This is a genomic window from Exiguobacterium sp. s142 (assembly GCF_018618455.1).
Lineage (GTDB): Bacteria > Bacillota > Bacilli > Exiguobacteriales > Exiguobacteriaceae > Exiguobacterium > Exiguobacterium aurantiacum_A.
Genome location: NZ_JACSMB010000013.1, coordinates 32,977 through 57,939, shown reverse-complemented (window position 1 = coordinate 57,939; position 24,963 = coordinate 32,977). Strand labels below are relative to the sequence as shown.

Genomic DNA, 24,963 nt, shown 5'->3' with positions numbered 1-24,963 from the left:
TATTTTCCGAATCGATTCCTACCGATGTGCACACGTTAAGTTTTTGTAAATGCCGCCTCACAGGTTGCACGGTTCCCTCCCCGTTGTTAGTATGATTACGAAAACCGATATCGAAAATCGATTTCAAGGAGATGAAGCAAGTGGAAGACCGCGTCCTTCGTAAGCTGTTTCTTGGTTTTATTCATATCCACATCTTGCACCATGCGTCCGAACACCCGGTTTATGGGGCGTGGATGGTCGAAGAGCTGCGCGAGCACGGTTACGCGATCAGTGCCGGGACGCTCTATCCGATCCTGCACGGCATGGAACAAGACGGCCTGCTCACTCGGACGAACGAGTTGGTCGACGGTCATATCCGCAAGAACTATACGACGACCGAAAAAGGGCTCGTCGTCTTGGCCGAAGCCCGTCAAAAAGCGCACGAACTATTCAAAGAGATCAAGGAGTGAAACCAATGGCCAATCAACGTGTGACGTTCAAGACGTTACTGGAGATTTTATTCGTATCGACCCGGCTCGGCTTGACGTCGTTCGGCGGACCGGTCGCCCACCTCGGCTACTTCCACGAGGAATACGTAAGGCGCCGAAAATGGATGGACGAGCGAACGTATGCCGACCTCGTCGCCCTCTGTCAGTTCTTACCTGGCCCTGCGAGCAGTCAAGTCGGGATCGGCATCGGCATCGTCCGTGGCGGTATCCTCGGCGGTATCACCTCGTTCATCGGCTTCACGGCACCGTCCGTCATCGCCCTCATCTTGTTCGCCCTTTTAGTCTCAGGACTCGACGTCTCGGACGCGGGCTGGCTGTACGGCTTGAAAGTCGTCGCCGTCGCCATCGTCGCCCACGCCATTCTCGGTATGGCCGGCAAACTGACACCGGACGCAAAGACGCGGACGATCGCCTTCTTCGCGCTCGCCGGTGTGCTCCTCTGGCAGACGACGTATAGCCAAGTGCTCGTCATCCTCTTCGCCGCGCTCGCCGGATTCTTGCTGTTCAAGCCGCAAAACCTCGACGTCAAGTCGGCCTCGTTCCCGCTCTCGAAACGGCTCGGGGCGACGCTGCTCGGTCTGTTCGGAGCGTTACTCGTCATCTTGCCGCTCTTGCGCGAGACGATAGAAAGCCAGTCGCTCGCCATGTTCGACAGCTTTTACCGGGCCGGTGCCCTCGTCTTCGGTGGTGGTCACGTCGTCTTGCCGCTCCTCGAGCGCGAGCTCGTCCCGGCCGGATTCTTGAGCGAAGAGGCGTTCCTCGTCGGCTACGGGGCGGCCCAAGCCGTCCCGGGTCCGCTGTTCACGTTCGCATCGTACCTCGGGACCGTCATCAACGGTGTCCCGGGCGGACTGCTCGCGACGTTCGCCATCTTCTTGCCGGCGTTCCTGCTCATCCTCGGGGCGTTGCCGTTTTGGGATGCACTCCGGCGCAACCCGAAAGTGGCCGGTGCGCTCATTGGTGTCAATGCGGCCGTCGTCGGGATTTTGATCGCCGCGTTCTATCAGCCGATCTTCACGAGCACGGTGAACGGCGCCGTCGACTTCGTCTTCGCCGCCCTCTTGTTCGTCATGATCGCCTATTGGAAACTGCCGCCTTGGGCACTCGTCATCGCTGGCGTCATCGGCGGGACGATTATCGGAATGTTGTAACGTGACTAGGGACTTCGTGTCCCTTTTTTTGTTCCCTGTTATTCTCCACTTCGCAAGCTAAAATGTTAATCATTTGAAACTTTTTCAAGTCCAGCGCTCGCTATACTGGAGTATGGATCCCTTTACAAAAGAGGGAAACGTTCCGCTCGGACTTGAGAAAGGAAGTGGGGTCATGCAGCCCTTACACCATAAAACAACGTATATGCCAGGTCTCGACGGCCTGCGCACGTTCGCCGTTTTTGCAGTCATACTCTTTCATTTGAACGCACCATACATACCCGGCGGCTTTCTCGGCGTCGACTTATTCTTCGTCCTGTCCGGTTATTTAATCACCGGCATCTTGCTTCGTGAGCAAGCTAAACACGGACGGATCAATTTGAAGCGATTCTATGTCGCCCGGTTCCGGCGCCTGTTGCCGGCGCTCGTCTTCATGCTATCGGTCGTCATGGCGTACGTCACGTTGTTCGAGCGCGGACTGCTTGATACGGTACGCCAAGATACGCTCGCCGCGCTCGCCTACGTGAACAACTGGTGGTATATCTTCCACGACGTCTCGTACTTCGAGAGTTTCGGCAAGCCGTCACCGCTCCAAAACCTGTGGTCGCTCTCGATCGAGGAGCAGTTCTACTTGGTCTGGCCGCTGCTGTTGATCTTTGGGCTGACCGTGAAGAAACGCTTCCTCCAGCTCACCGGCATCGTCTTACTCGCTTCAACCGTTTGGATGGCAATCAGCTTCACACCCGGGACCGACCCGAGCCGTGTCTATTACGGTACCGACACGCGTCTGTTCGCGCTCCTCATCGGGGCGTTGCTCGCGTTCGGTTGGCGTCCGGATGCGTTCAAGCGCGAGATACCAGCGCTCGGTCTTCGTATTTTGAACGTCGGTGGCGCCGGAGCGCTCATAACGCTTGTCACGGTCATGATGACAGCGAACGCTTATGATGCGTTCCTCTATTATGGAGGTTTCTTGCTCGTCGCCGTGGCGTCAGGTGTGTTGATTGCCGCGACGGCCCATCCGTCGACGCTCTGGTCCCGTCTGTTTGGAAGCGCTTGGCTTCGGTTGATCGGGACACGGACGTACGGCATCTACTTATGGCACTATCCGGTCATCATCTTGACAACCCCGCTTGAGCGGATCAGTTCGTTCAATCCCCTTCTCGCACTCGGTCAAGTCATGCTCACGCTGCTCATCGCTGAAGCGTCTTACCGCTACGTCGAGACACCGATTCGCCGCGACGGGTTCCGCCATGTCATCCGCAACCTGATCCCGACTCGCAACATCAAACCGGCTCGACTGTTCGCGATCACAACCGCGACGGTCTTGTCATTCGTCCTCGTCGGGAATTTGACGATCCTCGCGTTCACGGATAACTCGGACCGGCAACACGAGCTCCCGGTCGTCAAAGCACCGAAGCCGAAGCCAAAAGAAACGACGACCGAACGGCCGGTCGAGTCATGTCCGCCCGCCCTTGCCATCGGCGACTCGGTCTTGCTCGGCTTGAACGAGTATCTCGGTACCACGTTCCCGAACATGACGATCGACGCCGAAGTCGGCCGCCAAGTCCGTGACGCGCAAGACGTCGCCGCGGGCTATCGTGAATTTGATGCCCCCGGCCATGTCGTCTTCCTCCATCTCGGGACGAACGGAGCTTTCAAGATGGAACAGCTCGACACGTTGATCGGTATGTTTGAATCAGCCGATCACGTGTACGTCATCAATACGCATGTCCCGCGCCCGTGGGAACGCGAAGTAAACGAGTTGCTCAAGCGCGCGAGCGAGCGGCACGATTTCGTCACGCTCATCGACTGGCATGAAGCGTCCGCCGATAAAGCCGACTACTTTGAGAGTGACGGTGTCCATTTGAACATCGATGGCGCCGAGGCGTTCGGGAAGTTGTTGTCTGAAGAGATCGGCTGTCACGACGAACAAGGACTTAGCAACCGCTAAGTCCTTGTTTTCATGGGCGCCACTTCCAGCGCATATAGTTGATCAACAGCTTGATATAGGCGAGCTGTTCACGGATGACATACTTCGCTTTCGCCGCAGCCGGCGTCGGGGCATAGAGCGCGTCCGTCTTGAGCCCGAAGTAGAGCCTCCCGACGAGCCGAGCCCGGCGCACATGGAAGTCGTTCGTCACGACCGTCAGTCCCGTCTCGCCTGCCCACACGTCGCGGCTGAATAAAAAGTTCTCGTACGTCGACGTCGAGTCAGCTTCGATGTGAATGCGCCCCGGGTCGACGCCACGGTCGATCAATTCCCGGGCAATGACGCGCCCCTCGGCCATCCCTTCGTCCGGACCTTGCCCGCCGGAGGCAATTAGTTTGACGTGCGGATATTGGTGCGCATATGTAGCCGCCACGTCGATTCGGTTTCGGAGCGCCCGTGACGGTGCCGTCCCGTTCACTTTCGCCCCTAAGATGAGGACGTACCGGTACGTACCGTCCGCTTGATGTCGTCGCATAGGGGTCACCTGCCTTGATTTCAAGTATAGCATCAACGGCTTCTTCGATTGACTGATACGTTTTTGTTACAGTAGGTAAAGCAAATATATGGTAGAATGAGTATCGGATTAATTTGAATTTGAAGGAGTCGCAACAATGCAAAACTTGAATCCTACGCCTCGGAGCACACGACAGCGGCACGAGACGCGACATATCGTTACAAAACGAGTATTCCATAGTTTGCTAATCATAGGCTTCTTAGCCTTTCTTATAGGCGGCGCCTATGTGACGCTCTCTTCGGAGAAACGCGAAGTCTCTGCCATGGAGAATCGCCAACTCGCCAAAGCGACCGCCGACCTCACGTTCGAGAACGTCATGTCCGGCGCCTATATGAAGAGCGTCGAGACATATGTCACCGATCACGTTTTTAACCGTGACAGCTGGATCAGCTTACATGCGTTTTTATCGAAAGACTTGTTCCGGCAGACCGTGAAGAATGGGATTTATGTTTCGGCTGACGGGACGATGGAATCTCCCATGAAAGAGACGATCGATACGAACATGCTCCTCGATGATCTGTCGGCGTTCACGACATCGATGCAGTCGTCTGGCGTCGACGTCTACTTCGGGCTTGCCCCGAACAAAGCTTCGATGGTCGAAGTCGAACCGAACATGCCTGACTACATGGGCAACGAGGCACCAACAATCTTTAAAGAAACGCGTGACAGCTTGGCTACGGTCGAGGGAATGACGGTCATGGATTACCGGAAGCCACTGAACACGGCAGACAAATTGAGTGACGTCTTTTATAAGACCGACTACCACTGGAATATAAACGGCGCTTATCTGGCTTACATCCAAACGGTGAAGCAGATTGCTGCCAAACATCCCGAAGTCAGTGATCCGCTCAAGCCAGGCGAACTCCGGACGAAGGCGCACGACCGCCCATACTACGGCTCGTACGCCCGTAGCACAACGCTCCAATACGTCAAAAACGGTGATACGTTCGAATGGATGGAACCAAAGGCCGGATTCACGCCCAGTTCGATTTGTTACAACCGGGCCGAACCGTGTAACGGTAATTTGATCAACAAAAAACCGCTCAAATCAGAAGAAACGTACACGGAGATGTACTCGCTCTTCTTACACCGTAACTGGCCGATCATCACAATGGACCAAGAGGCGCCGAAGAATGATACACGGACACTCATCTTGAAAGATTCGTACGCAAATCCGATGCTAACGCTGTTGCCGGAACATTTTGGTCATCTGTCGGTCATCGATATCCGCCATTTCAATGAGTCATCGATTGAAACTTATGTGAAGGATAACGACATCGACGTCGTCTTGTTCATCCACAACGTCAACCTCGGTGAGTTCATCCCGCTCTATCACGACAAGTTGAATGAGTAAACAAAAGAGAGACGAATCATCCCGAATAGGATGATTCGTCTCTCTTTGTTGTGCGCTCTTCCTAGCCGTTCCTTAGAACAAACAGGAATTAGAACCGGAAATAGATGAACGGGTTGAAACTGCTCGCGATAATATACGACACGGCGAAGATGAAGATTGTCGCCATAAATCCGAGGCGCATGAAACCGGCCATGTAGTTGACCCATAGTTTCTTGCTCTCCTGTTCGAGACGGAGCACTTTTTCCCCAAACACTTTCGGGAGCGGTGTCGCCGCAATCATCGCAATCAGTAAGATGACCCCGTATTGGACGAAGTAGAACATCGCCTCACTATCCCATACCGTCGCTCCATTCAAGTTGAACATAGCCGCCAAGTACGAGATGGCGTACGGGAAGTCATCCGCTCGGAAGAACACCCAACCGATGATGACGACGAACAACGTGAACGCATGGGCGAGCGGTGCCGGGAGTGCTTTGAGCCACGCCCCGAGGAACGCCCGCTCAAGCATGATAAAGATTCCATAGTAGGCACCCCAGGCGATAAATGTCCAACTCGCACCGTGCCAAACCCCGGTCAGAATCCAGACGACGGCGAGGTTACGATAGAGCTTCCACGCACTGCCACGGTTCCCACCAAGCGGGATATAGACATAGTCACGGAACCAACTACCGAGCGAGATGTGCCAGCGGCGCCAAAATTCAGACACCGACTTTGAAATGTACGGATAATTGAAGTTCTCAAGGAAATGGAAACCAAACATCCGTCCTAGCCCGATCGCCATGTCGGAATATCCAGAGAAATCAAAATAAATCTGAAGCGAGTACGCGATAATCCCGATCCAAGCGAGGCCCATCGACATCTCCCCGGCATCTTGCGAGAAAATTTGGTCGGCCACGTAGCCGGCGTTGTTGGCGAGGAGCATTTTCTTAGCGAGGCCGATGACAAACCGTTGCACCCCGCTCGCAAAGTCGTCCATCGTCTCACGGCGATCATTGATCTCGTCAGCGACCGTCTGATAGCGAACGATCGGCCCGGCAATCAGTTGTGGGAAGAGCGAGATGTAGAGCGCGAGATCGAGCGGGTTGCGCTGGACTTTCCCATCTTTTCGATACACATCGATGACGTAACTCATCGCTTGGAACGTGAAGAACGACACCCCGATCGGTAGAGGGATTTTGGGATCGGTCAGCTCGAGACCCGTGATGGCGTTCACGTTCTCGATAATGAAACTCGTATATTTGAAGACGGATAACAGCAACACGTTTCCAGCGACCATCGCCCCGACGAGCCATTTCGCCTTCTTCTTGTCGTCACGGTTGTTGTCGACGAGCAGACCGAACGCATAGTTCATGACGATCGATGCGAGCATGACCGTCGTATAGATCGGTTCTCCCCACGCATAGAACAATAGACTGGCAATCAGGAGCACCGTGTTCTTCAAAAAACGCGGTGCGACATAATAGAGAATAAGAACAATCGGTAAAAACCAGAATAAAAAAATCGTCGAACTGAAGAGCATGAGTTCCCTCCTTTCTCATAAAAAATAAAAGGCTGCCCCGAGGGACAGCCTAAACCCATCAACGCGTGAAGCGTTCGACGATTGCGTCGACGATGCGGCGTGACGCCTCCCCGTCCCCGTATGGGTTAGACGCTTTCGCCATGCTTTGGTGCGCCGCCGCGTCAGACAAGAGTTCGTCAGCGAGGCCGAAGATGACTTCTTCTTCAACGCCTGCGAGTTTGAGCGTTCCGGCTGCGACACCTTCTGGACGTTCCGTCGTGTCACGAAGGACAAGGACCGGTACGCCGAGTGATGGTGCTTCTTCTTGTACGCCACCTGAATCTGTCAAGATCAAGTGTGAGCGTGATGCGAAGTTATGGAAATCGAACACGTCGAGCGGCTCGATCAAGTGGACGCGGTCGAGATCGTTTAAAATCTCACCGGCCAGTTCCCGAACGATCGGGTTCATATGGACCGGATAGACGACTTCGATATCGTCATATTTTTCAATCAAGCGACGGACAGCACGGAACATATTGCGCATCGGTTCACCGAGGTTCTCCCGACGATGTGCCGTCAACAAGACGAGGCGCTTGCCTTGTGACGTGATTGAGTTCAACAGTTCATTGTCGTACCCGTCTTGAACGGTCGTCTTCAACGCATCGATTGCCGTGTTGCCTGTGACGAAGATGTCTGCTTCTGTCTTGTTCTCACGAAGCAAGTTCTCAGCTGACGTCTCAGTCGGTGCGAAGTGTAGATCAGCCATGACGCCAGTCAATTGACGGTTCATCTCTTCCGGATACGGCGAGTACTTGTTGTACGTGCGTAGCCCTGCCTCGACATGACCGATGGCAATCTGGTTGTAGAACGCCGCGAGTGACGCCGCGAACGTCGTCGTCGTGTCCCCATGGACGAGGACGATGTCCGGTTTCGCTTCCTTCATGACTTCATCGAGTCCGTGAAGGACGCGTGTCGTAACGTCGAAGAGCGTTTGATTCTTCTTCATGACGTCTAGGTCATAGTCTGGTGTGATTTTGAACAATTGCAAGACTTGGTCGAGCATCTCCCGATGTTGGGCTGTGACGACGACGATCGGTTCGATCCCTTCACGGTTTTTGAGCTCCAAAACGAGTGGAGCCATTTTGATGGCTTCGGGACGCGTGCCGAACACGGTCATAACTTTAATCATAGTGATTCTCCTTTTCGGGGGTGACGCGGCAAAATGATCGTCTCACCGATATCGTGCTGGTCGACGATCGTTGTGCGTTGCTCCATTTTTTGCTGTTTGAACTCCGATTGACGCTTCGAATCAAGCGTACGGAACCATTTCAAAAACTTCATGTACTCGTCGGCCACATCGTCGACGAGTCCGTACTCACGGATCTCACCGTATTCAAGCCAGATCGCCTGCGTACAAAACTGCCGAACTTGTGACACCGAGTGACTGATGAAGAAGATGGTCTTTCCTTCGTCTTTGAACTCGTTCATCTTGACGAGACATCGGTCGGTGAACGTTTGGTCTCCGACCGAGAGCGCCTCATCGATGACGAGGATGTCAGGGTTGATATTGATCGAGATGGCGAAGCCGAGTCGTGCCTTCATTCCGCTCGAGTACGTCTTGACCGGTTGATCGATAAAGTCGCCAATATCGGCAAACTCGATAATTTCCGGGGTGATCGCTCTGATTTGATGCTTGTCCATGCCGAGCATGAGGCATTTCAGTTCGATGTTCTCCATCCCGGTCAAGTTTCCGTTCAGCCCAGACGAGATGGCGATGAGCGACGGTTTTCCGCGCAGCTCGATCTTGCCGTGCGTCGGCGGGATGACGTCCGACAGAAGGTTCGACATCGTCGATTTCCCCGAACCGTTAATCCCGAGAATCCCGACGACTTCCCCAGGCGGGACTTCGAACGTGACGTTACGGAGCGCATAAAACTGCTTACCGTTCGCCCGGTTGAACAACACTTCTTTCAGCTTATCACTTTGTTTCCGGTACAACGTGTACCGTTTTGATACGTTTTCAAACTTTACTTGGTAGCTCATACGTCACCGCTCCTTAAATATAGTCAATGAAGTAGCGACGGAAACGAACGTGGATCGCCGAACCGATTAAGAACGTCACGAGCGTGAAGCCCCAGAAGTAGAGGCCGTAGCTAAGATTTTGCATGAGCCAATCCGTTCCGAGGAACATCGATCGGTACCCTTCCACCAAGTAGTAGAGCGGGTTGATCATGAGAATCGTTTCAAGCGTTCCGGTCGGTTGCCAAAAGATAGGTAGTAAATAAAGCATCATCCGAATAATTTGTGACAGCAAATTTTGAAAGTCGCGGATAATCGTGGCCAGTGCCGACGTCAAAAGTGAGAACGCATAAAGGAACGCGAGCGCACTGAGAAGCAGGTACGGCAAGAACAGGATGTTCCAGCCTTCACTGATGCCAAACGCCATCATCAAGATGAACGCGATCACGACCATCGCTACGTGTCGGTATAGTTCCGACAAGATGACGTACGCCGGGATTGTGCTGATCGGGAAGCTCATCTTTGAGACGAGTGCAATCTTCGAAAAAACGGATCGAGAACCACTGACGATGGCCGGTCCAAAGAAGAACCATGGCACAATTCCGGAGACGAGCCATGGAAGGAACGGGACATCACCAACGTCTCGACCCGCACGAAGACCGAACCCGAAGACGAGCCAATAGATGCTGATTTGAATGATTGGCGTCAAGATTTCCCACAAGTATCCGAAGTACTGCATCGAATAGCGACTTTTCGTTTCATATAGAGAGAGTCTCACAATTAAATAGAGACTCTCCCATAGTTCGATGAATACTTGCTTCGAGGCTTTGATCATAGTCGACACACAGGTTAAGCCAACGTTACTTTTCCGTTGACGTATTCGTACAAGTTTCCGTAGTTTACAACCGCGAGGTCGCTGTCATCAGCCTTCACGATATTACGTGTATCAAAGATCATCGGGCGACGCATCGCTGCGTTCAACTCGTTGAAGTCGAGCGCTTTGAACTCGTTATGGTCAACGAGGACGAGGACGATGTCCGCATCTTTGATCGCTTCTTCTTTCGAGACGAGATCGAAGTGTTTCGACGATGAGACTTCAACGTGTGAATCGTGGACGGCGACGTTCATGCCTTGCTCGAGCATCAATTCGATGATCTCAACAGCTGGGCTTTCACGCATGTCATCAACGTTCCCTTTATACGTTACGCCGAACGCAGCGATTTTTGCGTCTGTTTGACCTGACACAAGTTTTTGAACGTTTTCGACGACGTATGCCGGCATCGAGACGTTCGTGTCACGTGACAACTTGATGATTTTCGCGAGCTCTGGTTGTTTCGCGACGATGAAGTACGGGTCGACCGCGAGACAGTGTCCACCGACACCTGGTCCTGGGCTGTGAAGATTGACACGCGGGTGTTTGTTCGCCATTTCGATCACGTCGAGGACGTTGATGTCGAGGGCGTTACACACTTTCGCAAGTTCGTTCGCGAGTGCGATGTTGACGTCACGGAACGTGTTTTCCATCAACTTCGACATTTCAGCCGTCTTCGCGTCCGTCTTGATGATTTCACCTTTTACGAACGTACCATATACTTTAGCACCGGCTTCAGCGCATTCTGGCGTGATGCCGCCGACGATACGGTTGTTGTAAACGAGTTCATGCAGAATTTGTCCTGGGAGGACACGTTCTGGGCAGTGCACGAGGAAGATGTCTTCACCTACGATGAAGCCTGCTTCTTCGACAATTGGTTTCACGAAATCATCCATCGTACGCGGCGCGATTGTCGACTCGACGATGATGACGTTGCCTTTTTCAACATATGGCAATACTTTACGTGTTGCATCCAACACGTATGTGAGGTCACAAGACTTATGCTCGTCATCGTTGTTCGGTGTTGGAACGGCGATGATGAATGCATCCGCTTTCTCTGGCTCGAGCGAGGCGCGGAACTTGCCTTTGGCGACGACTTCTTTGACGACGTCTCCGAGGCCCGGTTCTTCGATGTGGATTTCACCACGGTTCAATTTATCGACGACTGACTGATGGATGTCTACGCCGAGTACATCGACACCGTATTGTGCGAAGACTGCAGACGTTGGGAGTCCAATATATCCTAATCCGATTGTACATACTTTCATAGTTGAGCTTACCTCCATAGATGTTAGTGACACTGGTCACTGAATATTGCTTAACATTTCACTTTATTTAAGAATTCATCAAAAATCAAACCCATTATACTCCTGATGTGAATTGAGAAGCAATTACATTTTAATGACAAAACGGGATTACGACGACGCAACCGCTCGCACGGTCGTACTAAGCACATATTCTGTGCTCAAAGAAGCCGCCCGCACATCCCCTAAACTATAACAAACTTCAGGCAACAATGACCAATTCGACACCGAAGCCATGTTAGCGAACGTCAGACGACGGAATACTTCCGGACTGACAGCTTCGGCAAGCTTACCTCGAGTGAACGGACTAAGCAAGTAAACACGGAGAATCGTGTCTTTCGGATATTCCGAGACGAGTCGTTCGACGTTCTCGAGCTTTTCCCCGAGTACTAGTCCAACCGTTGCCGCGTGTTGGTTCAAGATGCTGTATGAAAAGTACGGCAGATCGCTCTCGACGACAAGTTGATGAATGGCCCCGCGCTCCTCAGGATGATCTTTGAAGTACAGGCTCATCATCGATGTTTGGGCATCAATCTTGCGCTCGATGAAACGGCGCGATGCGTCGTTCGCGTTCATAAGCAAATCGCTAAGCGACTTGATGACGGCGAGGCGTTGTCGAATCGAGAACTCGCGGCTCAAACCTTGCCGAGATACTGAATTGTCTCTCACTTGGCGGAAATAGACGGCGTCCGTGCCGCTCGGCAACAGCGTGACGGCCGGTTGATAGGTCGAGAAGAGCGTCGAGAAATACACGACGTCTTCCCCGCTGCGAAGCGACGGCTCGTAACGGACTTGTTTCGCATACACCGCTGGGATGAGCTTGCAGGCGTTCAGCGTCAACAGCTGTGCCATTTGTTCGTACGACCAGTCACCTCCGGCGAGTCGCTCGAACTCACGATGGAGCGGCGAGACGAGTACGTTGCCCTCGGGATCGAAGTCTTGTATATCGGCGATGACGACCCGGTCCGGCAACGCCTCGTTTAATAGTCGTTCCAAGTAGGTCGGGCTGAACGTGTCGTCCTCGTCCAAGAACGTCACGTATTGACGCGTCACCGTCTCGAGTCCTCGATTTCGGGCGATGCTTACGTTCGCTTCGTCTTCAAGCAGACGATGCACGGTCACGTCACGGCCAAACTGCCGACTCGCCTCAAGCAACGTTTCGTTCTTGTCTCCATTGAAGACGAGCACCCATTCGATGAGCGAGGCGTCAAGCGTCTGGGCCTCGAGCGAGGCGAGACATGTCGCGAGCAGCTCTTCCGAGTCATGAGAGGCCACGATGACACTGATTCCCCGTTCGACCGGATCGTCAAACCATGGCGGGAGTTTAACCGGTTCGAACGTTTGCTCGACGAATCGGTTCCACGCTTTCTTCTCGGCTACGATTTCAGCTAACAGCTCATCGTAGTGACTCATGATGGCTTACATTCCTGCTCGAGTTTCGTGACGAGTTTACCCGCGAACGGGATTGATTTCGCCCGATTGACCACACCTTGCAAACGCTCAACTTGACTCGTCAACGATTCAACTTGGCCGGTCAACTCTTCGACTCGCTGCTTCTCCTTCATCGCTTCTTGTTTCCACTTGTCCGTATTCGCTTTCGCTTGGCGGATTTCTCGTTCAAGCTCTTTCATTTTTTGGACGGTGTTCTCTTTGCCGCGAATATGCTTCGCGCCTTCTTCAAGCACGTCTTGCTTCACCGTTTCGATTTGGTCTGTCAGTGCATGTAACTGTTCCCGCAAAAATGCGTTCTCACGTTCTACATATTCAACTTGTTGACGGTCCATGACGATTTCCTCAGCTTTCTATGACCCACGACCCCATCCTCACTTGGACGGTGTGTTGATTGTTTTGGAATTTAATCGCTAACTTGACGAACTTGGCCTCGACTTCTTTCGGCAAACGGTGGCGGAGCGTGTTCGCGCCGGGACGGAGTTCATGGCTGAACGCCGTCTTCTTCAAATTCTTTTTCGCATCGTATTGCATGACGTATAGTTCGATCGGTGTCGTCTCGTCAGACACGAGTTCGATCGTTCCTTCGATGTTTATATAAGGGGCGCTACCGAGTGTCGCATCTTTTTGGAACTCTGTCGATGGCGGCGCACTGAAGCTCTGGTTGAACAATTGTACGTAGCCGTTCTCCCCGCCGAGCGGTTTGACTTCGATATGGGTGGCAAATCCTTCTTCACGCATGTTGAACAGTTCGGCGTTGAACGGGATGAAGTAGTGATAGATGAACGGCTTGATCGTGACACTGCGCGGCTTGTGTGCCTCCGGAATCATCAACTCGACCGTCTCCGGTTCGATTTCCGAACCAGACAGGCGGGCCGACCAGTTTTTAGCCGTCCAGTCGTTCCAAAGTGAGACGTAACCATGGTCTGGCGTCTCGCTCGGTTGGAAAGCCTCAGTCACGCCCGATTCGACACCGAGCAATTCATTCATTCGCTTCACTTGAGTGGATGCGGTCGCCTCAAGCATGAGCCGCCAGTTGAGCGGCGTCTGTACGACCGTCGGCAGCAGCGGTGCATCACTCCAAGCGAACGTCTCCTTGACGAAGTGGAGCGGCTTCGTACCAAATAGCTCCTCGAGCGCAACTTTGACGAGATGACCTTGGCGGCGCAGTTCGTATGGCGCTTCGAGGATGTGACGCAAGACGTCGCGATCGAAGAGCGGTTGCAACAGCGTCATCTCACCCATGAACCCACGCCGTGCGTAAGCATGGAAATGTTCGATTTTCAAATGGAACCAGACCGCTTCGAGCCGGCCGTTCCAATCGCGTTCCGGTTCTGCGTCGAATAGGCGGTCGAGCATACCTTCAACTTGTTCGCGTTCCGCTTCACCAAATCCTTCGAATGCACGAATCGCTTTACGTGATAATTGTTGCTTCGCTTCGTGCTCATCCATGTTGTCTTTCAAAAACACGTGTTTCCCGTACAACCAATCCGTCCCGTGTTTCCCAACCTCGACATAGTCAAGGTCGACGGCTCTACCGGTCGGGATGCTCTCATAGGCAGTCAAGTTGCCGTCTGTCGCCTCATAGGAAGCAGCGATCCGTTTAGAGAGCGACAATGCGAGTGTCGCCTCCGGGGCAGCCGTCTCGGCGAGCTCGATGTCGTCGAACAAGTCGCGTGCGACACGCGCCTCGTTCCCTCCCATGTCAGGTACGTGCAGCGTCACGTTTTTTCCGGCTTCGAGATAAAGTTTTGTGAGCAACACGTCGAGCGCTGACCCGGCGAACGGGATATTGACGGCTTGCATCGGTACGTTGACCGCGTTTCGAAGCGCCGTCATCCACGAGTCGACAAAATCGTCGCGGAGTTGTGGCGTACTTTGCGGAAGTTCGTCCCACGTGTCGATCAATATCGCTCCGTCACGCACCGTCAATCGTTCGCCCGCACCGAGACGTTTGACCCCTTCGAAGCGAGTCCCGTCCCCAAACACATGCCCAATGAGGCGCATCTGAGAGACGGCCTCTGCGCGAACGGCCGTTTTCCCGGCTAGCTGTGCCACTTCTTCAAGTGACGTCCCGACGACGACCGGACTTTCTGAATAGTAGACCGGGATCAAGTTATTGAACGGGACGGCGACGCTGAACTGTTCGTCTAACGTGAACGAGATGTTCATCCCGTTCGGTTCGTCTCGTGACTGATCGTACATACCGAGACGAACGTCGAGCGGCGTCTCCGAGACGATGTGTGTCAGACCGTCGCGGCGCTCGAAATCAAGCGTCTGACCAGTCGATTCATATATAAAATGGCTCATAGCGTATCTCCTCAAAATAATTTCAAAACAAGCAAACCCGGAATGACCGGGCTTGCTTTTAGTGTTTCCGATTCAATTCTATCAAAAGGAGCTGTTCAAGCTTCGGTGCGAGCGTCTCGATGGCGAAATGATGATGTGCGTAAGCCATATAGTCTTGTGTCGCTGCGAGTAGCTTGGCTGAATCATCGCGGAACGATCGGATGATGTCGACGCCGTCTAGCACGTTTTCCATCAGCACGTCGTCCGGATAAATCGTTTCACTCCCCGTCCAATGGCGGATGATCGGGAACGTTCCCGACGTCATCGCCTCTGCTGGCGCAAGATGGAAGCTCTCGAGGTCACTCGTCGATAAGATGAAGCCGATTTTCGTCAGCCATTCCGGAACATCATCACCGTGACCGTCGAAGACGACACTGTCCTTGAACGTCGGTTCCTCAAGTCGTTCGAGCAGACGATCGTAATAGGCGCGCTCGTCTTCCCGTTTGTTGATCCAGTAAATCTCGTTCGGATGATGCCCTTTGATGAACAGCTTGTAGCGCGTGTCTTCCTTGCGGAGCGTCTCGAGCATGTCGAGCGCGAGATCAAGTCGTTTCAACTTCGGATTGACCCCGATCATACCGAGGTGGAACGTCAACTCGTCCAGCTGTTTCGGTTGGATGAGACGCGTCCCGTCGACCGCGTTGTAAATCATCGTCATCTTATGGCGCGGGATCCGGAACAAGCGGTACATCTCTTCGAGCATATACGGCGACACGAGGATGATCCGGTCGATGTTGTGAAGGTTGTACTCCCGCGGGAACGGCGTCTCTTTCTCTTGGCGGTGGATGCGCACGATCATCGTCTGGTGTGGCTTTTTATGGTGCGAATACCAGACCGCGTTACCGAGACCCCACTCACAGAAGATGATATCGGCCTGGTCCAAGCACGCCTTACTGTGATTCACGTCATGGATTTTGTGACCTTCCCACTCGTCAATCAAGACGTTGAAGCGCGGATGGCGCTCAAAGTAGTCCATGAACAGACGCAGGAATTTGAAATCGTGTCCGGCGAAGAGCAAGTTGATCTTCTTCATCCCCCACAGTTCATCGTGGAGACGTTTATACGTGTTCGTGAACGTATAATACTGCGCCATCTCATAGAGGCGACTCGCCGCATCACGATAGACACGTTCATCTGTGAGCGCGAGCTTCGCCTTCTCGATGAACTCGTCTTCCGAATTGACGAATAGCGGATAGTCCGCACCGAGGATGAGTTCGTGCATCGGGTTACGGTTCAACAGCACCGGTTTTCCGAGCGATCCGTACTCGAGAAGTTTCGTCGACAGTTCAAGACTCGCGTCGAGCTCCGGATGACGCCACGACACACCGATCGCACTCGAGTCGATCAACGTCTCGACATCGGCGCGTGGAATCCCTTTCAACCAATGGACGCCGTCATCCGCCTTCAAGCGGGCGAGTACGTTTCGTTTAAAGTTCGGGTTGTTCGGGTCTTGATTAAACTTGTCGCCGGCGACGTGGAGTTCGGCCGGGTAGTCGGCCCGAAGCTTCGCGAACGCGTCGAGAATCTCCGTCGAATACCATAGCGGGGCGAACTTGCCCGTATAGACGAGGCGATCGTTCGGTTTCGTGAACGTCGGCGTCTCGTCTTTCACGTTCGGGATCATCGGGTTCAAGATGAGGAACGGCCGGTCCGTCGGCAGGAACGATTCGAAATACGTCTTCATCGCCTCGGTCTGACAGAGCATGCGCGCCGAACGCGACGCGATCTGCTGCAAGCGGGCGAGTTCTTCTGCCGACGCCTGCGTATGGTCGTGTGTGAAGTCGGTGATATATGTCCACGTCTTCGCCATCGTCCGTTCATACTGTGACAAGTCGTAGGCAAGCTGGAAGCCACGGATGAATGACATGTCGTAGCCGCCTGTCGTCATCAACTCGTCAATCAGCCCGGCCGCTTCGTCGGCTTGGAGTACCCCGCGCTCGTAGTACGGCGCGTCTTGTCTGCCTGAATCTTTGGCGAACACATCGATGAAGCGGACGTTCGGCAACTCACGGATGCCGGCCGTCACTTCCGGTTTTGTGATCGAGCGCTTCAGCAGCACGTCGACTTGAATCGATGGGTCTTGGTTCAACATCGAGACGACGGACGTCAGCCAAATGGCCGACCCGTCGATCAAATTTAAATTGACATCCCCATAGACGAGGACGCGAAGTGGTGTCGTCATAATTGTACCTCCTGAGCGACCGCTTTTGGCATATCGCTCCCTGCTTTCACGTATTGATACGGGTCTGTACTGAAGATCCGTTCTCCGGACTGAGCGAGCTCTTTGAGCGTCTCGTCTTGTTTTAAGACATCGAGCGCTTCAAGGACGCTGTAGAAGCGGAGCACATCCGGCTTCATGATCGAGCGCGACGGGGTCGCGTCGAAGACGTAGCGGTACGTGCCGTCCGAGTCAATTTTTTCGAGTCCGTCTTTCCAGACGAAGTAATCTTCTTTCGTCAAGATGTTCGAGTCCGCGTAACGCGTCGCGAGCATGTAGTCAGACACGTACGCCGGTCCGTAATAGTCACTCGGACGGATGAACGCCATCCAGTCGAAGCCTTCAAGAATCTCAGACAAGGCGTTATATTGCGTCAAGTAACTGAGCATGAACGTCGAGATGTCCTCGGTGTTGTAAGCTTCATACAAGTCAAGATGCCCCTCGAACTTGTCGAGGAAGACGACGAGGTGTTTATGCTCGTAGTCTTGCGCGCGGAACGTCTCGACGGCGCGGTCCATCTCGTCGGCTGAGCGGACGAACGCGACGAGCGCGACTTCCGGGTGATCGACACGATACGGCAGACCGATGTTGCCGACGACTTGGGCGAGACGTTGTGTGTACGTGTGGTACTTGAGCACATGTCGCATGCCGCCCATGGCGACGTCTTCATAGAAGCTGTCGTCCGTGAGCAGTTTGCGGAACGTCTCTTCGAGCATCTCGTCGCCTTCGTCTAGGAAGACGTAATCCCCGAGCATCTGCTTGACGCCGACAGAGCGCGTACTGACGACCGGCGTCGCACAAGCGAGCCCTTCGAACACGCGGCGTGAGAACATCGTCGGTGAATCGTTCACCGAGTTGACGTTCAGCATGACTTTGAAGCCTTTATACGCTTTAGCGATTTGGTTGTACTTCAAGCTGCCGCGGATGGATTTACGGAACTGCTCCGGGAATTGGAGTTGATCCGTCTCACCGCGTTGGTTCATTTCATAGTTCCGGTCATAGATGACAAGGCCATACTTATCAGCCGCCGCGAACAAGCGATCCATATCGATACGGCGCGATTCGTGACGGTTTGCGTAATACGAACCGGCGAACGAGGCGTACGGTTCACGTGTGCCCGGCAGGCGGATCGGATTATGCTCTTTCGGCTGCGCCGCGAACGGCAAAGCGCCGACCCGGTCATGTCCGCAGTCTTCTTTATAGTTATCGAGAATGTTAGCGTCCGTCGTGTAGACAAAGTCGAACCGTTTCGCCGTCTCGATGAAGCGGTCATAGTGAATCGGGTCTTCTTTATTCCAAAACACGGTCGGCACGTTGTTGACGCGGCACCAGTCGAGGAGCGCATCGAGCTCTTCCCACGTGTTCGTGCCATATTTGACGATTTTCTTCTCCCACGTCTTGTCGTTCCCTTTCCAGGCCGATTCGACCATGAGGAAGTCCGGTTGACGGTCGGCGAGAACAGCCGGCCAATCGTCCGGCGAGAACGTGATCAGTTCACATTCAGGGCGATACGAGGCGGTCGTGAACTCATCAAAGATGGCTGCGACTTTCATCTCGTGAAGCTCGCGTGGTTTCGCTTCAAACAGACGGGCCTCGCGTGGGTCGATCCACTCTGGCACTTGCGTCCGGTCCGTGATGATCTCTTCGGTGACGCGGATGTTCGTGACGAGCGTTTCGCCAGTCCCGTCGACGCGGAGTGCGAAGCGCAGGTAGCGCACGTCTTTCCCGAACTCGAAAATCTTCTCGCTGCCGAGTTGTACTTGCTGCATCGACAACCGCTCAGTCAACGAATACGAGATGATGTAGAGGACGACACCGGTGTTCGCATCGAGTTCACCGTCGACCGTCACACGGTAACGATGGTTCGGTCGGACCGTATACGGTTTCTCTTTCGGGAGGACCGTGAAGCGGTTGTTCGTTTCCATATACGACACGTAGCGGCGCACGTCCGGCTCGACATCGAGGACGAGACGGAGACCAGACGGATCTTGTTTTAACTTGATTGATTCCGGTGTCGGGATCGTCCAGAACGTCGGGTCAAGGTCGAACGTCTCGGTACGGCGTACACTGTTCTCACGGATGACGCCGAGCTTCAAGTCTGAGAGTGTACCGTTGCCGTGGAAACGGATGAAATAGCGAACCGAATCATGGCTCGGTGTAAGGCTCAAGACGTTACTGAAGCCGAGCGGGACCTCGATGAGCTGGTCGCGTTCACCGTGGGCATACGTCGCGACGAACAACGTCGCTTTCGCCAGCTCTTCGGCTTCTCCTTTTAAATAGAAACGATAGACGTAATCGTCCATATCAGCGAGCGAAAAATCGATACCGCGTTCGGTGTCGACGTGAGGGAGCGCCGTCTCGAGCACACCGTAGTGCTCGTATTGGTTCCCTTGCCCGCTGACACGAATGAGTCCGCCACCGATCTCAACGATTCGGCTAAGCGGCGAGATGAGTTCGAGCGAATCCACATCTAAAGGAATCATCGCGTCAAAGTCGGCGTCTGCCACCGCACTGCTCATTCCTTCGACGTTCCAAAGCGATTGTCCGTCAATCAGGAGCGATTGAATCAAGACCCGACCTTTTCCTTGCGTTTGAATCACAAAGCGTGTCTTCGTCTCACCGTCTACAAGCGAGACCGTCGTACGGACACCGTCTCCGACGCGAACGACACGTTTGCGTTCTTCGTCGCTATAAATCATGACGAGCAACGTGACTTCGATGTCACCGCTCTTCTCAACGTTTAAACTCGCGTCAAACTCGCGGATTGACGGGTTGAGTTGAAATGAGTTCGCACCAGGTACCGTCCGAAACGACGAGGCGCGCTCACCGTATGATAAAAATTGTTTTTCAGCCATCGTAGAAACGAGCGCCGCACCGTCAACTTCATAGTTCGCAGACGTCCGAGCGTGCCAAGACGGGACGACTTCGACGAACTGTCTCGTCTGCACTTGCGTCTTCGTTCCTTTCATCAACCGACGGCCGATTCGTTTGCCGCGTTGCATGCCTAAATAGACACCACGCTTCACTTTTCGTTTCCAACTCATGGGGGGTTCCTCCAAATTCATAATGGCATCGTTTTCTCTTTAACCGATGCCCTGTTATTTGAAACATCTCGTTTCGACACCCATTGATTATAGCAAACGCTCAATTCAAAAGGCAAAATCATCTGTTTGACAAAACGGAGACAAAAAAAGGACACCCAGTGGATGTCCTTTCGAAAATCATTATTTGACGTCTTTGATACGGTCTTCAACAGTTGGTGTGACTTCGCCTTGCTTCACGAGATAGTCACGCATGATCTCCCAGTCGATGAGACCAAGGTCGTTGACGCGTCCTTCTTCATAAGCCTTCTTGAACTCGAGGTAGTTGTCGCCACCCTTCGCTGCGAAGAAGTTTGTGGCAATCTTGTAAGTTGCTGCCGGGTCGATGTCGACATACGTCTCGCCTTGGAGCACTTGCGCCTTGACGACACGGCTGTTCGCCGGTTTCGAGCTATCGAACTCAAGCTTCATGCCAGACATGTGGAGGAAGCCGCCGCTCTCGATCGGATAGACGCTGACACTACGTTCAAGTGCCGCGAGCAACTCACTGCCTTGAAGCGTCATGACCGCGAGTGTGTTTCCGAATGGAAGCGTCGTGAGCACTTCGCCTGTCGTAATTGGGCCTGCATCGATTTTAGCACGAATACCGCCCGCGTTTTGAATCGCCGCGACGACTTGTGGGTCGGCTTGTTTCGCACGTTCGAGCATGCCGTCCGTGATCAAGTTACCAAGAGCCGTCTCATTTTTACGAACGCTCGGCTTCGTCACGTCACCTGCGTCACGCAAGTTTTCAAACTCGGCAGTCGCTGTCGCGCCGATTTCAGCGTTCTTGATGCCGTCGATTTCAGCCGCGAACGGTGCGAGGAGTCGGGCTGCGCCTGGGTCTGGTGCATACGTCTTCACATCGATGAGCTTACCGGCTTGTGAGACGACTTTTCCGTCTTTATCGAAGACGAGGTCGAGTGTACCGAGGAAGTCACCGTATTGATACGCTTGGACGACGACGGTCGAGTTACCACCTTCTGTGATGACGACCGGTGCGTCAAGACGTGAGTGTGAGTGACCGCCGATGATGACATCGATGCCGTCGACGTTTTTCACGAGTTCGAGGTCGTTGTCGATTGCCGGGTTGTCGTCGTAACCGAGGTGCGAGACAGCGACGATTTGGTCGACGCCCATGTCTTCGAACGCTTTGACGGCTTTTTTCGCTTCGTCGATATAGTTTTGGAATTGAATCGGTCCTGGGCTCGCGATGTTCGCCGTGTCTTCCGTCGTCAAACCGAAGAATCCGACTTTCTTACCGTCGACTTCTTGGATGATCCCTTCATACAAGCGACCGTTGTAAGGCTTCGTCGCGATCTCATCACGGAAGAGCGACTTCACGTATTGATCGTTCGAGTAGTCGACGTTCGAGCTGACGAACGGGAAGTTCGCGTAACGGACGAATTGTGCCAACTCTTTATGGCCTTGCTCTGTGCCGAGGTCGAACTCGTGGTTACCCGGTACCATCATGTCGTACTTCATATAGTTCATGAGCTTAAGATCGACTTGTCCTTTGAATTCGTTGAAGTAGAGCGAGCCTGAGAAGACGTCACCCGCGTCAACTAAGAGGCGGTTCGGGTTAGCGGCACGGAGTTCTTTGACTGCCGAAGCACGGTTCGCCGCAAAGTCGAGCGACGCATGCGTGTCGTTCGTATGCATGAACGAGAGTTCGAAACCTTTTACTTCGTAAGGAACGTCGAGCGTCACCGTGCGGCCTTTGTGCGTGTACGATGCCGTCGCCGTGAATTTCCCAATCTTGTCAGTCGATAAGTTCGTCCACTTCACCGGTTGGCGTAGAACGCGGTCGACGAATTGGATTTGGAGTGTGTTCAATTGCCCAGTCAACTTCTCGCCGTGCTTGAACGTCCACTCACCCTTCGGTGCGATGATCGCTTTCGGATAGTTGATGACGCGTACTTTCTTCTCGAAGTGTTGGTTCTTCCACTTGATGTAGCCTTTTACCGTTTGATATGTACCGAGCTTGTCCATGTTGACTGTCGATTTGTACCAATAGATCTTGTTGCCTTGGTATGTCTTGTCGAGCGCTGCGTCAAGATCCCCGTTCTCAACGAAAGCCGCCTTCAACTTGATCGTTTTTTTGGCCGGGGCTGCCTCTGTCACGACCGCTGGGGCGATCACCGATGCCGTGAGCGTCGCCGCGAGCATCCCTTGATAAAACTTGCGTGTCTTCGAATTCAACATGCACTGTTCCTCCTCTATTATGTATAAGTCGACCGAACCGAAGTCATAACCGCCATTTCGTCGCCACTGCCAGATGTCTGACCTCAAGCCAATGGAAGCGATTACAAAACACGTACAGACTTCACTTTTAAAGATACGCAATCTCATAGAATAACACAATTACTTTTCTGTAAATATTTCGTTATTTCTTTTGAATTTTGAAAAAAAGGACACCTATTGGCATCCTCTCACTCATTCTGATATTTCACCTTCCTCAAGCTCCAACACCGGTCCTTCACCCTTCGGCATCTCAATCGTCCGCGAGCGTCCGTCCGAAAGAGAATACGTGACAACATAACTCGCATCATTCTCAACCACGTTCGAGAACGTAACGTTCGTCCCCGACTTCGACATGTGGAACAACGTGACGAACGATGTCCCTGCACCCGTTTTCGTCGAGACGACTTGGTGACGCGGCACCCACTCGAAGTCACGGTAGGCGATAAAGCTCGACTCTCGTTTCATCGCACCAGACGACGCGACCGGAAGCTGAACGACTTGGAGAGTGCGTCCCTCTTTGTCGCGGAACGTCATCTCACCAGTTTGTTCCGCGACCGGTTCTAACCCGACACCGAGGTGGAAACGTTGGGTGAACGAGGCACGCGAGTCCGACCGAATCGTATCGGCGACAATAACCGTGCCCGCTTGATCATGGGCGATACTGCGCGTATGGTGCATATCCTGCCCAATCAACTCGCTGTACCCAAGTGCTCGTTGTAACCCTTCCGTCTCCTCGACCGAGACGATCCCGCTCTTACCGATCGTACTCGGATGAAGCGTCAATTGCCGGGTGCCAGTGTTCACCGTGTTATGGGCGTTGACGTGCACCGCTGCATTTCTCTGCGGAAGCGTCGTGTACCCGAAGCGTCCCGTCTCGACGATGAAGTCACGGCCGTAGCCGTACAAGTCGATGCTCAAGTCGTCTTGATGCTTGTGCGCCGTATTATGGAAGCCGGCCGTCATCATGAGGGAGATGGCATCAGCGAACGGCTCCTTCTCACCCCAATGTTCACGTAGAATCGCGTATTGGGTATGGAGCTGTTTCGTCCGTTCGAGCGGGCGTTCCCCTTCCTTCCCGCCACTGACCGCATACATGAGATGCGGATAATTGCGCAGCGTCGATATCATCGACATCGTCCGCGGCTCGCCTGTCGTGTCCCCAAACAGCGGCAGCGTCCGGTTCGGCTTGACGAGATGAGTCAGCGTCTCCGGCATCTGTCGGACGGCTTCGAGCCGTGGTGACGTCGTGAAGGCGTTCGCCTCGATCCAGCGATTGAAGCGGTACAGCATCTCATACGTGTACACTTGATAGCCCGGCGAATGCTCGAGATGGACGTTGTCCGGACTCAACGAGTGGTCGAGCTGCTCGGTCAGACGCAACGCGGCGAGGTCGCGCCACTCCGATGACCGTTCGAGTTCCGGGAACGTCTCGGCGATATCGGTAAGCGCCATGTCTTGGAAGATGCCGTGATTATGGCGCGGACGATAAAATGACGGCGTCGATAGGATGTCACCGTGACCTTCGACCGTGCGCAACACGAGCGCGCTGAACGCCGGGTCGTTGTTCAGACGCGACTTTTTAAATTGATTCCAAAAGTTGATCAAGTGGAACGTCCGGATGGCCGTCCCTTGCTGATGGTAGGCATTCGGATAACGCTTATACTGCGCCGTCGGATACTGCTTGATCCACCCTTCGACGAGCTGTTTACCGTATGCCAAATACTTGGCATCTTTCGTGTAATGGTACGCCATAGTCACTTGGTTCAAGACCATCCAGTACTGGGCCTGGAACATGAACGACGTCGAGTCGCCGACTCGAATGTCACGCTCCCAATCGAACGTCGCGATGTCCGGGACGGCTTGTCGACCCGGTGCCGCACCGAGACGCCAACTGCCTTTGAGCGCCGAGTCCGCTTGCGATACCGCCTGCGCCTCGGTCAAGAAACCATAATAATATGGCACTTCGCGCTTCACCGAGCGCGCCGTATAGTTGTGGAGCAGACGGTCGTACTGACTGTCAGCGACGACCGCCTGCGTGAGGAGTGCCGTCTTGAGCGGGATGTCCCGTTTCAATCCGTATGTACGGCGTCCATTGACCTCGACTTGATAGTACCCGCCCGAGACACCGACGACGTCATAGCGCTTGTTCGGCGCGAGCAATGCGATCGGCTTCATCGACTTATCCGGCATGAGCCGATAGACGGTCGTGTCTTTCGCGACTTCTGTGAAGAAGGGACGCGCGCCGGCCTCGGCCCCGACAGACGTCGCCGCCATGACGAGCGCCGTCGTGAGAAGCGTCCCTTTCATTAATGTGTTCATCGAATACCCCATTTATCTTTTTTTACCATCATAACACGTACATAAGGAAACTTTTTCAAAATGAAGGGAACCATTTTTTATTTCCGTTTCCAAATAACTCATTTCCATCTTCTGACAA

The 24,963-nt window shown here is 53.6% G+C and carries 17 protein-coding genes; 4 read left to right on the top strand and 13 right to left on the bottom strand.

Features of this window, described 5'->3' with window-relative positions; genetic code table 11:
- Positions 1-140 precede the first annotated feature (140 nt).
- The 3 genes from KNP77_RS11710 to KNP77_RS11700 all read left to right on the top strand — a co-directional run bounded on the left by KNP77_RS11710 (position 141) and on the right by KNP77_RS11700 (position 3,587).
- Positions 141-449: a PadR family transcriptional regulator gene (locus KNP77_RS11710; RefSeq protein ID WP_131490335.1), complete on the top strand. Its 309-nt coding sequence runs from the start codon at positions 141-143 to the stop codon at positions 447-449.
- A 5-nt stretch (positions 450-454) separates the two neighbouring features.
- Entirely contained in the window at positions 455-1,639 is a 1,185-nt protein-coding gene (chrA, locus tag KNP77_RS11705; RefSeq protein WP_214890947.1) for a chromate efflux transporter, read from the top strand.
- A gap of 172 nt (positions 1,640-1,811) precedes the next feature.
- Complete coding sequence (locus KNP77_RS11700) at positions 1,812-3,587, top strand: acyltransferase family protein (RefSeq protein ID WP_214890945.1); 1,776 nt, start codon at positions 1,812-1,814, stop codon at positions 3,585-3,587.
- Positions 3,588-3,597: 10 nt separating this feature from the next.
- Here KNP77_RS11700 and KNP77_RS11695 read toward each other — a convergent pair whose 3' ends face one another.
- Positions 3,598-4,101: a YdcF family protein gene (locus KNP77_RS11695; protein ID WP_131464196.1), complete on the bottom strand. Its 504-nt coding sequence runs from the start codon at positions 4,099-4,101 to the stop codon at positions 3,598-3,600.
- A 301-nt stretch (positions 4,102-4,402) separates the two neighbouring features.
- Between KNP77_RS11695 and KNP77_RS11690 the strand changes: the two genes are divergently transcribed.
- Positions 4,403-5,494, top strand: coding sequence for an alginate O-acetyltransferase AlgX-related protein (locus KNP77_RS11690; RefSeq protein ID WP_214890943.1), 1,092 nt, complete (start codon positions 4,403-4,405; stop codon positions 5,492-5,494).
- 88 nt (positions 5,495-5,582) lie between these two features.
- On the opposite strand, the gene KNP77_RS11685 is transcribed toward KNP77_RS11690, so the two are convergent.
- The 12 genes from KNP77_RS11685 to KNP77_RS11630 all read right to left on the bottom strand — a co-directional run bounded on the left by KNP77_RS11685 (position 5,583) and on the right by KNP77_RS11630 (position 24,845).
- Positions 5,583-7,013: an MBOAT family O-acyltransferase gene (locus KNP77_RS11685; RefSeq protein ID WP_214890941.1), complete on the bottom strand. Its 1,431-nt coding sequence runs from the start codon at positions 7,011-7,013 to the stop codon at positions 5,583-5,585.
- A 58-nt stretch (positions 7,014-7,071) separates the two neighbouring features.
- Positions 7,072-8,181, bottom strand: coding sequence for a non-hydrolyzing UDP-N-acetylglucosamine 2-epimerase (gene wecB, locus KNP77_RS11680; RefSeq protein WP_070328536.1), 1,110 nt, complete (start codon positions 8,179-8,181; stop codon positions 7,072-7,074).
- A complete protein-coding gene (tagH, locus tag KNP77_RS11675) occupies positions 8,178-9,035 on the bottom strand; it encodes a teichoic acids export ABC transporter ATP-binding subunit TagH (protein WP_131438859.1) in 858 nt (285 codons plus the stop codon). Before tagH ends, wecB begins: the two co-directional genes overlap by 4 nt.
- A 13-nt stretch (positions 9,036-9,048) precedes the next feature.
- The gene (locus KNP77_RS11670) at positions 9,049-9,846 is read right to left on the bottom strand and encodes an ABC transporter permease (RefSeq protein ID WP_070328534.1); all 798 of its coding nucleotides are present in this window, start codon (positions 9,844-9,846) and stop codon (positions 9,049-9,051) included.
- A 14-nt stretch (positions 9,847-9,860) separates the two neighbouring features.
- Complete coding sequence (locus KNP77_RS11665) at positions 9,861-11,150, bottom strand: nucleotide sugar dehydrogenase (protein WP_214890939.1); 1,290 nt, start codon at positions 11,148-11,150, stop codon at positions 9,861-9,863.
- A 147-nt stretch (positions 11,151-11,297) separates the two neighbouring features.
- Positions 11,298-12,599: a glycosyltransferase gene (locus KNP77_RS11660; RefSeq protein WP_214890937.1), complete on the bottom strand. Its 1,302-nt coding sequence runs from the start codon at positions 12,597-12,599 to the stop codon at positions 11,298-11,300.
- Positions 12,596-12,970, bottom strand: coding sequence for a hypothetical protein (locus KNP77_RS11655; protein WP_214890935.1), 375 nt, complete (start codon positions 12,968-12,970; stop codon positions 12,596-12,598). The genes KNP77_RS11660 and KNP77_RS11655 overlap by 4 nt, the downstream gene beginning before the upstream one ends.
- A gap of 10 nt (positions 12,971-12,980) precedes the next feature.
- Entirely contained in the window at positions 12,981-14,945 is a 1,965-nt protein-coding gene (locus tag KNP77_RS11650; protein WP_131464204.1) for a hypothetical protein, read from the bottom strand.
- A 58-nt stretch (positions 14,946-15,003) separates the two neighbouring features.
- Positions 15,004-17,166 (bottom strand): glycosyltransferase, encoded by a 2,163-nt coding sequence (locus KNP77_RS11645; protein WP_214890933.1) that lies wholly within the window; start codon positions 17,164-17,166, stop codon positions 15,004-15,006.
- Positions 17,163-20,246, bottom strand: coding sequence for a CgeB family protein (locus KNP77_RS11640; RefSeq protein ID WP_214890930.1), 3,084 nt, complete (start codon positions 20,244-20,246; stop codon positions 17,163-17,165). Before KNP77_RS11640 ends, KNP77_RS11645 begins: the two co-directional genes overlap by 4 nt.
- 180 nt (positions 20,247-20,426) lie before the next feature.
- Positions 20,427-22,487: a bifunctional metallophosphatase/5'-nucleotidase gene (locus KNP77_RS11635; RefSeq protein ID WP_236633334.1), complete on the bottom strand. Its 2,061-nt coding sequence runs from the start codon at positions 22,485-22,487 to the stop codon at positions 20,427-20,429.
- Between the two features lie 231 nt (positions 22,488-22,718).
- On the bottom strand, positions 22,719-24,845 hold the full coding sequence (locus KNP77_RS11630) for a heparinase II/III family protein (protein WP_214890928.1): 2,127 nt from the start codon (positions 24,843-24,845) through the stop codon (positions 22,719-22,721).
- Between the last annotated feature and the right edge of the window lie 118 nt (positions 24,846-24,963).